Source organism: Nocardia sp. Tas62D01 (assembly GCF_055232035.1).
Genome location: NZ_JBUYUZ010000001.1, coordinates 5,130,164 through 5,143,620, shown reverse-complemented (window position 1 = coordinate 5,143,620; position 13,457 = coordinate 5,130,164). Strand labels below are relative to the sequence as shown.

At 61.3% G+C, this 13,457-nt stretch carries 9 protein-coding genes and 3 rRNA genes; 1 reads left to right on the top strand and 11 read right to left on the bottom strand.

Annotation, left to right across the window (positions count from 1 at the left end; all coding sequences use genetic code 11):
• Positions 1 to 52 precede the first annotated feature (52 nt).
• Positions 53 to 1,054 carry a hypothetical protein gene (locus ACV7NQ_RS24130; RefSeq protein ID WP_463361721.1) on the top strand — a complete coding sequence of 334 codons (1,002 nt, stop codon included), beginning with the start codon at positions 53 to 55 and terminating at the stop codon, positions 1,052 to 1,054.
• A gap of 146 nt (positions 1,055 to 1,200) precedes the next feature.
• On the opposite strand, the gene ACV7NQ_RS24125 is transcribed toward ACV7NQ_RS24130, so the two are convergent.
• The 11 genes from ACV7NQ_RS24125 to atpD form a co-directional block, all read right to left on the bottom strand.
• The gene (locus ACV7NQ_RS24125; protein WP_463361720.1) at positions 1,201 to 1,503 is read right to left on the bottom strand and encodes an ATP/GTP-binding protein; all 303 of its coding nucleotides are present in this window, start codon (positions 1,501 to 1,503) and stop codon (positions 1,201 to 1,203) included.
• A 70-nt stretch (positions 1,504 to 1,573) separates the two neighbouring features.
• On the bottom strand, positions 1,574 to 2,269 hold the full coding sequence (gene nucS / locus ACV7NQ_RS24120) for an endonuclease NucS (RefSeq protein ID WP_463361719.1): 696 nt from the start codon (positions 2,267 to 2,269) through the stop codon (positions 1,574 to 1,576).
• A gap of 37 nt (positions 2,270 to 2,306) precedes the next feature.
• Positions 2,307 to 3,038 carry a rhomboid-like protein gene (locus ACV7NQ_RS24115; RefSeq protein ID WP_463361718.1) on the bottom strand — a complete coding sequence of 244 codons (732 nt, stop codon included), beginning with the start codon at positions 3,036 to 3,038 and terminating at the stop codon, positions 2,307 to 2,309.
• Positions 3,039 to 3,186: 148 nt separating this feature from the next.
• A 5S ribosomal RNA gene (gene rrf / locus ACV7NQ_RS24110) occupies positions 3,187 to 3,303 on the bottom strand.
• A 114-nt stretch (positions 3,304 to 3,417) separates the two neighbouring features.
• Positions 3,418 to 6,551, bottom strand: a 23S ribosomal RNA gene (locus ACV7NQ_RS24105).
• A gap of 333 nt (positions 6,552 to 6,884) precedes the next feature.
• A 16S ribosomal RNA gene (locus tag ACV7NQ_RS24100) occupies positions 6,885 to 8,403 on the bottom strand.
• The 16S, 23S and 5S rRNA genes sit together here, the layout of an rRNA operon.
• A gap of 514 nt (positions 8,404 to 8,917) precedes the next feature.
• A complete protein-coding gene (gene murA / locus ACV7NQ_RS24095) occupies positions 8,918 to 10,177 on the bottom strand; it encodes a UDP-N-acetylglucosamine 1-carboxyvinyltransferase (protein ID WP_463361717.1) in 1,260 nt (419 codons plus the stop codon).
• 205 nt (positions 10,178 to 10,382) lie between these two features.
• The gene (locus ACV7NQ_RS24090; RefSeq protein ID WP_463361716.1) at positions 10,383 to 10,967 is read right to left on the bottom strand and encodes a cob(I)yrinic acid a,c-diamide adenosyltransferase; all 585 of its coding nucleotides are present in this window, start codon (positions 10,965 to 10,967) and stop codon (positions 10,383 to 10,385) included.
• A gap of 38 nt (positions 10,968 to 11,005) precedes the next feature.
• Positions 11,006 to 11,428 carry a DUF2550 domain-containing protein gene (locus ACV7NQ_RS24085; protein WP_463361715.1) on the bottom strand — a complete coding sequence of 141 codons (423 nt, stop codon included), beginning with the start codon at positions 11,426 to 11,428 and terminating at the stop codon, positions 11,006 to 11,008.
• Positions 11,429 to 11,606: 178 nt separating this feature from the next.
• Positions 11,607 to 11,984 (bottom strand): F0F1 ATP synthase subunit epsilon, encoded by a 378-nt coding sequence (locus ACV7NQ_RS24080; RefSeq protein WP_463361714.1) that lies wholly within the window; start codon positions 11,982 to 11,984, stop codon positions 11,607 to 11,609.
• A 6-nt stretch (positions 11,985 to 11,990) separates the two neighbouring features.
• Complete coding sequence (gene atpD / locus ACV7NQ_RS24075; RefSeq protein WP_463361713.1) at positions 11,991 to 13,439, bottom strand: F0F1 ATP synthase subunit beta; 1,449 nt, start codon at positions 13,437 to 13,439, stop codon at positions 11,991 to 11,993.
• Positions 13,440 to 13,457 lie beyond the last annotated feature (18 nt).

Below are 13,457 nucleotides of genomic sequence, written 5' to 3'. Positions count from 1 at the left end.
ACATTCGCAGTCGAGTCACCATGATGCCCCGGTAGGCTGTAGTTTGTTGGCCATGTCGTCACCTGAGTCCGATCGCAATCGCTTCGTTGCACTGCCCTTCACCGTTGTGCGCAAGGGTTATGCGCAAGACGAGGTACGCAACTACTTCGACCGCTTCGATGCAGAGCTGAGGGTCACCGCCACCGACCGCGATGCTGCTGCGGCACAAGCCCGTAACCTTGCGAGCCAGTTGGAGGACGCGCGGGACGAGATCGACGAACTCCGCAAGGAGGTCGACCGACTCTCAGTTCCGCCGACTACTGCGGAAGGCATGTCCGACCGCATCTCCCGCATGCTCCGGCTGGCCTCCGACGAGGCCTCCGAGGTCCGCGCCCTGGCGCAAGCCGAGGCCGCGGAAATGGTGTCGATCGCGGAGCAGCAAGCCACCGAAATGCGTGGCAAGTACGAGTCGTTGCTGGCCGAGACCAAAGAAAAGCGCGAGGCGCTCGAGATCGAGTTTGAGCAGACCCTGGCGAACGCGCGTACCGAATCCGCCAAGATCATCGAGGCCGCACAGGCCGAGGCCGATCGTCTTGGCAAAGAAGCCGATGCCAAGCGCAAGGCGACCCAGCAGGACTTCGAGGTCACCATGTCGGAGCGGCGCACCAAGCTCACCCGCGCCATGGAGGAACTCGAGGCCACCAGCCGCGCCGAGGCCGCACAGCGGATCAAGGACGCGACCGACGAGTCGAACCGCCTCATCACCTCCGCCACCCAGACCTCCGAGCGCAAGATCGCGCACGCGAAGGAACTGGCCGAGGAGATGCGCGTGCTGCGCGGTCGGGTGCTTGCCCAGCTGCTCGGCATCCGCGGCCAGCTCGACTCGGTGCCCGCCATGCTCGCGGCGGTCAACCGGGAAAGCGAACTGCTGGACGGGGTTCCGGATCAGCGCAGGTCGATCGGCGGCAACACCAAGTCCGTGACCGGCTCGCGCACCAAGGCCATCCCCGAGTTCTCCGCTCAAGACGACGACATCGCCGACGAAGAGCGCGAGAACGCCGACATCACACACTGACGTCGGGCCACGCGGCGACACGCGGTACCCAACCGAATGCACACCGAAGGCCGCCCCACACCGGGGCGGCCTTCCTAATTCCCGGACCAAGCTGATATTCACGGCCAAAGGCGCCATCTGCCAACGGTATTCACGGCGAGCGGCGCTCACGACCAGCGGCGGGTGATCCTGCGCGTCTGGCGGCCGTTCCAGCAGCCGCGGTGCCAATGCCTGCGGTCGTCCTCACCGCCATAGGCGGGCCAGGCGACGATATGCGCTACACCGGGCTGGATTTCGTGATCGCAGCCCGGGCAGCGGTAGATCTTGATCGCACGGCTGCCGGGGATGGTTCGAACCACAAAGACTTCGTCGCGGTCGGGCCCAGGCTCGGTCCGGCCGAACACGTCACCGAGCCCACCGCCGGCGGGCGGACCCGCCCGACGATCGGTGCGCGGCTTCCGACGAGGCATGCCAACCAGCCTAAAGCCTCGCCCGAAAGCGCCTCTGAGGCCCTCGGGACCCGTCGCGGGTTTTTCCGGGCTAGAAGAGTCGGAATTCGTTGCTCTCCGTGCCACGTAGGGCATTGTAATTGAGGGTCAAGCACCGGATTCCACGGTCCTCGGCGAGCGTGCGGGCCTGCGGCTTGATCTGCTGGGCGGCAAACACACCGGCAACCGGGGCGAGCAGCGGGTCCCGGTTGAGCAGTTCGAGGTAGCGGGTGAGCTGTTCGACGCCGTCGATTTCGCCGCGGCGCTTGATCTCGACGGCGACGGTGGCGCCATCCGCGTCACGGCAGAGCAGATCGACCGGGCCGATGGCAGTCATGTATTCGCGGCGAATCAGCGTGTAGCCCGGGCCGAGGGTCTGCACGTGTTCGGCGAGCAGTTCCTGAAGATGGGCTTCCACACCGTCTTTCACCAAGCCGGGGTCGACACCGAGTTCGTGGGAGGTGTCGTGCTCGATGTCCTCGATGGTGACGCGGAGTTCCTCGCCTGCCTTGTTGGTGACGATCCACAGGGCCTTCGCGCCCTCGGGCAGTGCCTCGGCACCGTCACCGTCGTGTTCGTCCAGCCAGCACGGCGGGCTCATCCAGTTCAACGGCTTGTAGGAACCGCCGTCGGAATGCACGAGGACCGAACCGTCGGCCTTGATCAGTAGCAACCGACGAGCCATTGGCAGATGGGCGGTGAGTCGCCCAACGTAGTCGACCTGACAGCGAGCAATCACTAGGCGCACCCAAGCACTCTAGGCGAGCGCCGGGCCGCGCTCGTCATCAGCCCAGCAGCACCGCACCCGCGAGGACAACGCTGGTGGCGAGCAGACCCCATTCCACCCGAGTGAGTCGCCGCGGCTTCATCATCCGGGCCCGGATCATGACGTATCCGGCGACCAACCCGATGCACAACGACACCAGGTGTCCGACGTTGGTGAAGGTCTGTCCGGCCACGATTCCCCCGACCGCGACGACCAACCACACTGCGGCCCAGGCGATCCGCCACCGCTGCGGCATTGCCACGATCAGTGCGCCGACCAGCGCCATGGCACCGTAGCTGACGCCGACATCCTCGACCCGCGTGATACTCGACGGCAGCCAATTGGCCTCGACGGCCACCCAGAGTCCCAGTGCGACAAGCAGGGTGGCTCCGATGTGGCCCGCCAGGAACACGCGCACCAGGTGCACAGCGCCGAACCGCAGCTCCGCCAGCGCGAGCAGACAGCCGAGCAAGGGAATGACCGTCCAGGCGGTACCCACATCGCCGATCACCAGAGCGCTCGAAAACAGGGTGCTCAGATGGCCGTTCAGCAGATTGTGCAGGTTCGTGCTGGCATGGTGAATCATCCTCGTCCGGGTGGATTGGCCCATTGCCGTGAAGACCGCCGTGACAACGACGAGAACGATCAGGTATCCGGATGTCGCGGGCAGACGCGGCCGCCACCCTCGGGACCGGGTCGGCTTGCCGGGATCGACCGATACCCGGTCGGCCGCCATCGTTGCTACGACCACGAACACCTCCACTGTCTCGGCTCCAACGGCCTGTGCTGTCCTTCTCAATGATTGCCGTCGGAGCTCTGCTTAAACTGGCTGTTCCCTGCGAGCTTGCTATGAAACCACGAAAGCCCCCAGCTTCAGCTGGGGGCTTTCGTGAATGATGTTCCGGCGGTGTCCTACTCTCCCACACCCTGTCGAGTGCAGTACCATCGGCGCTGGCAGGCTTAGCTTCCGGGTTCGGAATGGGACCGGGCGTTTCCCTGCCGCTATGGCCGCCGTAACTCTATGAAACTGTACACAGAGAGCACACACTCGAACTCCGGAGAGTGTCGCTGTGGTGCATCTGTATCTGTGTGTTGTTTCAGATACCGCACAGTGGACGCGTAGCTTCTTTGTTGGTAAGTCCTCGGCCGATTAGTACCAGTCACCTACACCCGTTACCGGGCTTCCAATTCTGGCCTATCAACCCCATGGTCTGTGGGGGGCCTTAACCACTCGAAGGTGGTGAGAAACCTCATCTTGGAACAGGCTTCCCGCTTAGATGCTTTCAGCGGTTATCCCTTCCGAACGTAGCTAACCAGCAGTGCTCCTGGCGGAACAACTGGCACACCAGAGGTTCGTCCGTCCCGGTCCTCTCGTACTAGGGACAGCCTTCCTCAAGTTTCTGACGCGCGCGGCGGATAGAGACCGAACTGTCTCACGACGTTCTAAACCCAGCTCGCGTGCCGCTTTAATGGGCGAACAGCCCAACCCTTGGGACCTACTCCAGCCCCAGGATGCGACGAGCCGACATCGAGGTGCCAAACCATCCCGTCGATATGGACTCTTGGGGAAGATCAGCCTGTTATCCCCGGGGTACCTTTTATCCGTTGAGCGACACCGCTTCCACTTGCCGGTGCCGGATCACTAGTCCCGACTTTCGTCCCTGCTCGACCTGTCAGTCTCACAGTCAAGCTCCCTTGTGCACTTGCACTCGACACCTGATTGCCAACCAGGCTGAGGGAACCTTTGGGCGCCTCCGTTACATTTTAGGAGGCAACCGCCCCAGTTAAACTACCCACCAGGCACTGTCCCTGAACCAGATCATGGTCCGAGGTTAGAGGTCCAATACGATCAGAGTGGTATTTCAACGATGACTCCACAAACACTGGCGTGTCCGCTTCACAGTCTCCCACCTATCCTACACAAACCGTACCGAACACCAATACCAAGCTATAGTGAAGGTCCCGGGGTCTTTTCGTCCTGCCGCGCGTAACGAGCATCTTTACTCGTAATGCAATTTCGCCGAGTCTGTGGTTGAGACAGCTGAGAAGTCGTTACGCCATTCGTGCAGGTCGGAACTTACCCGACAAGGAATTTCGCTACCTTAGGATGGTTATAGTTACCACCGCCGTTTACCGGGGCTTAAATTCTCAGCTTCGCGCCGAAGCGCTAACCGGTCCTCTTAACCTTCCGGCACCGGGCAGGCGTCAGTCCGTATACATCGTCTTACGACTTCGCACGGACCTGTGTTTTTAGTAAACAGTCGCTTCTCACTGGTCTCTGCGACCACCACCAGCTCACGGAGTAAATCCGGTCACCAGCGTTGGTCCCCCTTCTCCCGAAGTTACGGGGGCATTTTGCCGAGTTCCTTAACCACAGTTCTCTCGATCGCCTTAGTATTCTCTACCTGACCACCTGTGTCGGTTTGGGGTACGGGCCGTGTACCAACTCACTAGAGGCTTTTCTCGGCAGCATAGGATCACTGAATTCGCCTCAATCGGCTACGCATCACCTCTCAGGCTCATGCAACACGGATTTACCTATGTCACGCCCTACAGGCTTACACCAGTACAACCACTGACTGGCCCAGCTACCTTCCTGCGTCACCCCATCGCTTGACTACTACCAGCCGGGGTCTCGTGCAGCCCCTCACCCGAGACCCGAAGGTCTTCTCGGAGGTTTTGGACAATTAGCACAACTGATTCATCATGGGCGCGGATACACGGGTACGGGAATATCAACCCGTTGTCCATCGACTACGCCTGTCGGCCTCGCCTTAGGTCCCGACTCACCCTGGGCGGATTAACCTGGCCCAGGAACCCTTGGTCATTCGGCGGACGAGTTTCTCACTCGTCTTTCGCTACTCATGCCTGCATTCTCACTCCCACAGCCTCCACCACTGGATCACTCCGTGGCTTCCCTGGCTGCAGGACGCTCCCCTACCCATCCACACCACTGCACCACCCCCCGCAGGGAATGGCGGATGTATTGTGTGAATGCCGCGGCTTCGGCGGTGTACTTGAGCCCCGCTACATTGTCGGCGCAGGATCACTTGACCAGTGAGCTATTACGCACTCTTTCAAGGGTGGCTGCTTCTAAGCCAACCTCCTGGTTGTCTTCGCGACCCCACATCCTTTTCCACTTAGTACACGCTTAGGGGCCTTAGCCGGCGATCTGGGCTGTTTCCCTCTCGACTACGAAGCTTATCCCCCGCAGTCTCACTGCCGCGCTCTCACACACCGGCATTCGGAGTTTGGCTGATTTCGGTAAGCTTGTAGGCCCCCTAGACCATCCAGTAGCTCTACCTCCGGTGTGAAACACGCGACGCTGCACCTAAATGCATTTCGGGGAGAACCAGCTATCACGGAGTTTGATTGGCCTTTCACCCCTACCCACAGCTCATCCCCTCAGTTTTCAACCTAAGTGGGTTCGGGCCTCCACGACGTCTTACCGTCGCTTCACCCTGGCCATGGGTAGATCACTCCGCTTCGGGTCTAGAACACGCGACTGGAAACGCCCTATTCGGACTCGCTTTCGCTACGGCTACCCCACACGGGTTAACCTCGCCACATGCCACTAACTCGCAGGCTCATTCTTCAAAAGGCACGCCATCACCCACAACACACCAAAGTGCTCGCAGGCCCTGACGGATTGTAAGCGCACGGTTTCAGGTACTATTTCACTCCCCTCCCGGGGTACTTTTCACCTTTCCCTCACGGTACTAGTCCGCTATCGGTCACCAGGGAGTATTCAGGCTTACCGGGTGGTCCCGGCAGATTCACAGCAGATTTCACGGGCCCGCTGCTACTCGGGCATCATCCACGAGAGCCGTTGAGTTTTCGCCTACGGGATTCTCACCCTCTACGACAGGCCGTTCCAGACCCTTCGACTAACACAACGGTTTATGACTCCCGCCCAGACCGGCAGATCTGAGAAGAATGACCCCACTACCCCGTATAGACAACCCCTGCCGGGTATCACATCTACACGGTTTAGCCTCATCCGCTTTCGCTCGCCACTACTCACGGAATCACTATTGTTTTCTCTTCCTGTGGGTACTGAGATGTTTCACTTCCCCACGTTCCCTCCACACACCCTATATATTCAGATGCGGGTAACACGACATCACTCGTGCTGGGTTTCCCCATTCGGAAATCCTCGGATCTCAGCTCGGTTGACAGCTCCCCGAGGCTTATCGCAGCCTCCTACGTCCTTCATCGGCTCCTGGTGCCAAGGCATCCACCGTACGCTCTTAAACACTTACAAACAAAGATGCTCGCGTCCACTGTGCAGTTCTCAAACAACACACAAAACTGAACCTGACGCAACACCAGCCAGAACAACTGCCCTGCGGTATGACTGCGAATCCAGCCTTGTCGTTATCTTGCCTAAGAGGAAACACTCGCGTGTTCTCTCAGGACCCAACAGTGTGTCGATATATCCACCGCGATCGAAGACTCAGCTCCGACCACCCGCGATGAAACCTGCCAGCGTTCCACCCATGAGCATCCGCCGGACAACGTATGCGCCCGAAACGGTCTCTGCCACAGACGTTTACCCTCCCACCACCGTGGGTGTCCGTGGAGAAGTACTCCTTAGAAAGGAGGTGATCCAGCCGCACCTTCCGGTACGGCTACCTTGTTACGACTTCGTCCCAATCGCCAATCCCACCTTCGACGGCTCCCTCCCACAAGGGGTTAGGCCACCGGCTTCGGGTGTTACCGACTTTCATGACGTGACGGGCGGTGTGTACAAGGCCCGGGAACGTATTCACCGCAGCGTTGCTGATCTGCGATTACTAGCGACTCCAACTTCACGGGGTCGAGTTGCAGACCCCGATCCGAACTGAGACCAGCTTTAAGGGATTCGCTCCACCTCACGGTATCGCAGCCCTCTGTACCGGCCATTGTAGCATGTGTGAAGCCCTGGACATAAGGGGCATGATGACTTGACGTCGTCCCCACCTTCCTCCGAGTTGACCCCGGCAGTCTCTCACGAGTCCCCGCCATAACGCGCTGGCAACATAAGATAAGGGTTGCGCTCGTTGCGGGACTTAACCCAACATCTCACGACACGAGCTGACGACAGCCATGCACCACCTGTACACCGACCACAAGGGGGCCTACATCTCTGCAGGTTTCCGGTGTATGTCAAACCCAGGTAAGGTTCTTCGCGTTGCATCGAATTAATCCACATGCTCCGCCGCTTGTGCGGGCCCCCGTCAATTCCTTTGAGTTTTAGCCTTGCGGCCGTACTCCCCAGGCGGGGTACTTAATGCGTTAGCTACGGCACGGATCCCGTGGAAGGAAACCCACACCTAGTACCCACCGTTTACGGCGTGGACTACCAGGGTATCTAATCCTGTTCGCTACCCACGCTTTCGCTTCTCAGCGTCAGTTACTTCCCAGAGACCCGCCTTCGCCACCGGTGTTCCTCCTGATATCTGCGCATTTCACCGCTACACCAGGAATTCCAGTCTCCCCTGAAGTACTCAAGTCTGCCCGTATCGCCTGCAAGCTCACAGTTGAGCTGTGAGTTTTCACAGACGACGCGACAAACCGCCTACAAGCTCTTTACGCCCAGTAATTCCGGACAACGCTCGCACCCTACGTATTACCGCGGCTGCTGGCACGTAGTTGGCCGGTGCTTCTTCTACTCCTACCGTCACTCACGCTTCGTCGGAGTCGAAAGAGGTTTACAACCCGAAGGCCGTCATCCCTCACGCGGCGTCGCTGCATCAGGCTTTCGCCCATTGTGCAATATTCCCCACTGCTGCCTCCCGTAGGAGTCTGGGCCGTGTCTCAGTCCCAGTGTGGCCGGTCACCCTCTCAGGTCGGCTACCCGTCGTCGCCTTGGTAGGCCATTACCCCACCAACAAGCTGATAGGCCGCGGGCCCATCTCACACCGATAAATCTTTCCACCACCAGACATGCATCCAATGGTCATATCCGGTATTAGACCCAGTTTCCCAGGCTTATCCCGAAGTGCAAGGCAGATCACCCACGTGTTACTCACCCGTTCGCCGCTCGTGTACCCCGAAAGGCCTTACCGCTCGACTTGCATGTGTTAAGCACGCCGCCAGCGTTCGTCCTGAGCCAGGATCAAACTCTCCGTTGAAGACTCTCAACCACACCCCAAAAAGGATGCAATCAGAAATACCTAAACAAGAGTCCGAAAACCCAGCAAAACAAAACGCCAACAAAAAAAATTGCTGACAAAAATCCAACCTCACCAACCGGGGGGTATGAGAGGCCGGAACCAAAAAATATTTGGCACTGACATTCATCGACACACTATTGAGTTCTCAAAGAACACACGCACACACCACCAAACAAGTTTCACCCTGATTGATTCAGTGAGGCAACTTAACAAGCTTAGCCCAGCCCCGAACCCCGACGCAAACCAGGACCCCGACCGAACCAGTGTGACCGCCAGGCGCTCCTCGTACGACCTCGTTTCCCTCGCCTCTCGCTCAGCGTTTCCGCTTCGCTACTCAGCTCCAGGTCGGTGTCCGTGTCGCTCTGACTCGAATAAAGTTACGTGGCTGCGTGCACGATGTCAAATCGCCTGGTCAGGAATGATTTTCGACGACACATGATCATCGCGTCCACACGCCGCGGGGCGGACAAGATCAATCAGGCGCCCCGACCCGCTGCACCTGACCACCCAACGCCTGCAACTGCTCGACGAAATTCGGGTAACCGCGGTCTATGTGGAAAACGTCGTGCACCTCGGTGGCGCCATCGGCGACGAGTCCTGCGAGCACCAGTCCGGCGCCGGCCCGAATATCCGACGACCACACCGGCGCACTCGACAACCGCGGAATTCCGCGCACCACCGCGTGATGCCCATCGGTCCTGGCGTCGGCGCCGAGTCGGATCATTTCCTCGACAAAGCGGAACCGCGCCTCGAAGACGTTCTCGGTGATCATCGAAGTGCCGTCGGCGATCGCCGCCAGACCGATGGCCATCGGCTGCAGATCGGTCGGGAATCCCGGGAAGGGCAGCGTCGAGAAGTTGACCGCGCGCGGCCGGTCGGCCTGGATTACCCGGAAACCGTCCGGCTCGAACGAGATTCGCGCACCGGCCGAACGCAGCTTGTCCAACACCAGTGACAGATGCTTCGGGTTCACTCCCGTCACCCGGACATCGCCCATAGTCATCGCGGCGGCAATTCCCCACGTGGCCGCCACGATCCGGTCACCGATCACCCGATGCGTCGTCGGCGACAGCCGCTCCACACCCTGGATGGTCAGCACCGACGTGCCCGCACCACTGATCCGGGCGCCCATCCGCACCAGCATGTTGCACAGGTCGACGATGTCCGGCTCACGCGCGGCGTTATCGATGACCGTCTCCCCCACGGCCAGCACGGCCGCCATGAGGATGTTCTCGGTCGCCCCTACCGAAGGAAAGTCCAGCCTGATCCGTGCGCCCTGCAGTTCGTCCGCCCGCGCGACCACGCAACCATGCTCGATTTCGCTGGTCGCACCGAGCAGGCGCAGGCCGGCCTGATGCATATCCAGTGGACGCGAGCCGATCGCATCGCCGCCGGGCAGTGCGACGACGGCGCGCTTGCACCGTGCCATCAGCGGGCCGAGCACACAGACCGAGGCGCGGAACTGCGTCACCGCGGGAAAATCCGCGTGGTACTTCGGTTCCGCGGGGGTGTTGATGGTGACGACAGAGCCCTCGATCGTTACATCGCAGCCGAGGCCGCGCAGCACGTCTCCCATCAGCGGCACATCGAGGATGTCCGGGCAGTTCGTAATGGTGGTCGTGCCCTCGGCCAGCAGGGCGGCCGCCATCAGCTTGAGGACGCTGTTTTTGGCACCCCCGACCGCGACCTCACCGACGAGTCGATTCCCGCCGGCTACCAAAAACCTCTCCATGCCGCCTCTCCGCGTATTCGGCGCACCGTTCGTTCAAAGGATAGTTGCGGTCCCGCCGCTTTCACGCCTCTCCGAGGATTTAGCGCACAAGTAAGTGCCACGGTAGTTGCGTTGCGGGCCGGCAGTAGGGTGCCGGGCCCAGGTCTGGGCGTACCCGGTGCATTACCCATGTACGCACGACATCAGCCGTCGTGTTTCGAACCCATCATGGTGTATCCCCGTCGGATCCGCCCGGCCGCCAGAGCACGTCACCGCCAGGGTTGGCCGCTCGGCTCAGGATAAACAGCAGGTCGGACAGGCGGTTGAGGTACTTGGCCGGAAGGACGTTCGTGTCCTCCGGATGCGCATCGACGGCGGCCCATGCCGAGCGTTCAGCGCGGCGCGCCACGGTGCGCGCGGTATGCAGCAGCGCGGCCAACGGGGTACCGCCGGGCAGGATGAACGAATTCAGCGGCGCCAGTTCGGCATTGAACTCATCGCACCAGGATTCGAGGCGATCGATGTAGGGCTGGGTGATCCGTAGCGGCGGGTACTTCGGTTCCGTGACAACGGGGGTCGAAAGATCGGCGCCCGCGTCGAACAGATCGTTCTGTACCTGCCGCAGCACCGCAAGCAGTTCCGGCGCCGGGTTCCCCAGCGCGACCGACACCCCGATCGCGGCATTGGTCTCATCGCAGTCCGCGTAGGCGACCAGACGGGGGTCGGTCTTCGCCACGCGCGAGAAATCGCTGAGACCCGTGGTCCCGTCGTCGCCGGTCCGCGTATAAATCCGCGTCAAGTGCACGCTCACACCACCACCTTAGAGGTCCGGTCTGAACAACTGGTTGTTCAGAGGCCTGGAAGTCGGCGGGTGCGGTCGGAGGGACGGGATTCGACCCAGGACAGGAAGGCGGCCAGCGAGCCGCGGTCGAGGGCGAGTTCGTAGTCACCACCAGTATCCGAGATCGCGGTCACCGCGATTTCTTCGGTCATGATGTCGAACTCGTCACCACGCGGGCCACGGCGGTCACCGATCTCGATGCCTTGACGCCGAATTGTCGAGTCCGGACCGAGTTTGAGACTGGAAAGCTTATAAAAGACCAAACGGTCTTCGTCATATCGAATCAGACCGTGCCGCCAGCCCTGACCGCCACGCGCGGGTAATACCCGCAGAATCGCGGCGGTACCGCCGCGGCGCAACATGATCAGGCGGTAGGTAGAGGCCAATGCCAGGGAAACGAGCACAAGAACCAGAATGATCAGGAGAACCATCCCGGTCTGCAATGCTGTTCGTCCCTTCGCTCCGCCGCCGTGTCAGCGACGCCTCGCGGTCATTCAACCACGGACCCGAGTTTACAAAAGGCCCGGCCTTGTCTTTACCGCAAACAACACTGTCGGCGGCGAATAGTTTCGCCGCCGACAGGTGTCGTGCTCAATCGTGGTGCGCGGACTAGGTGTTCGAGTCCTGCTCGACCGCCCGCACCCGGGCCTGCGCCGCCCGCTGCTGTTCTTCGGTGGCGTCGGAGTCGGCAAGCACGCGCCGCGCCGCCTCGACATCGACCTCCGCTGCGAACTCCGCGGACTCGGCCAGGACCCGGACCGTAGTCGCAGTCACCGAGAAGAACCCGCCGTGCACCGCCGCGACGATGCGCTGCCCGTCTGTGTCGACGATGCTCACCGTGCCGCCCTCGACCAACTGGCCGAGCAATGGCTCGTGACCAGGCATGATGCCGATCTGGCCCTCGGTGGTCTGCGCGCTGACGAACGACGCCTGGCCGGACCAGAGCAGTCGCTCGACGGCGACGAGATCAACTGACATTTCCGCCATCGGTAACTACTTTCCGGCGATCTTCTTCGCGGCCGCCTCGACATCGTCGAGACCACCGCAGCTGTTGAACGCCTGCTCCGGGAAGTGGTCGAACTCGCCCTTGCAGACGCGGTCGAACGCCTCGATGGTGTCGGTCAGCGGCACCACCGAACCCGGCTGACCAGTGAACTTCTCGGCCACGATGAAGTTCTGGCCGAGGAACTTCTCCAGGCGACGGGCGCGGCCGACGAGGACCTTGTCCTCTTCGGAGAGCTCGTCCATGCCGAGGATGGCGATGATGTCCTGCAGTTCCTTGTACTTCTGCAGGATCCGCTTGACCTCGTTGGCGACCCGGAAGTGCTCCGCACCGACGATCGAGGCCTCCAGGATCCGGGAGGTCGAGGTCAGCGGGTCGACGGCCGGGTAGATGCCCTTCTGCGAGATCGGGCGGGAAAGCTCGGTCGTCGCATCGAGGTGGGCGAAGGTGGTCGCAGGCGCGGGGTCGGTGTAGTCGTCGGCGGGCACGTAGATGGCCTGCAGCGAGGTGATGGACCGACCACGGGTCGAGGTGATGCGCTCCTGCAGCTCACCCATCTCGTCGGCCAGCGTGGGCTGGTAACCGACGGCCGAGGGCATGCGGCCGAGCAGGGTCGACACCTCGGAACCGGCTTGGGTGAACCGGAAGATGTTGTCGATGAACAGCAGCACGTCCTGGTGCTGCACGTCGCGGAAGTACTCGGCCATGGTCAGAGCCGAGAGCGCGACGCGCATACGGGTGCCCGGCGGCTCGTCCATCTGGCCGAAGACGAGGGCGGTGTCCTGGAGGACGCCCATCTCTTCCATTTCCAGGTGCAGGTCGGTGCCCTCACGGGTGCGCTCACCGACACCGGCGAACACCGACGTGCCGGAGAACTCACGCGCGATACGGGTGATCATCTCCTGGATCAGCACGGTCTTGCCGACACCGGCACCACCGAACAGACCGATCTTGCCGCCCTTGACGTACGGAGTCAGCAGGTCGATGACCTTGACGCCGGTCTCGAGGATTTCGGTCTTGCCCTCGAGCTGGTCGAATGACGGAGGCTTGCGGTGGATGCCCCACTGCTCACCGTCACGGCCGAGGCCGGGGGTGTCGAGGCACTCGCCGAGGGCATTGAAGACGTGGCCCTTGACGACGTCACCGACGGGCACGGAGATCGGCTTGCCGGTGTCGGTCACCGAGGCGCCACGGACCAGGCCGTCGGTCGGCTGCATCGAGATAGTGCGCACGATGTTGTCGCCGAGGTGCTGGGCAACCTCGAGGGTCAGCATCTTGGCCACCGAGGCCAGCGCGATATCGACGTGCAGAGCGTTGAACAGCTCTGGGATGGCGCCCCGCGGGAACTCGACGTCCACGACGGGGCCGATGACACGGACGACGCGACCTGCGGATGCGCCGGTCCGGCTCGTGTTGTCTTGTGTGACAGCTGCGGTCATTGGTTGGTTCTCTTCCGT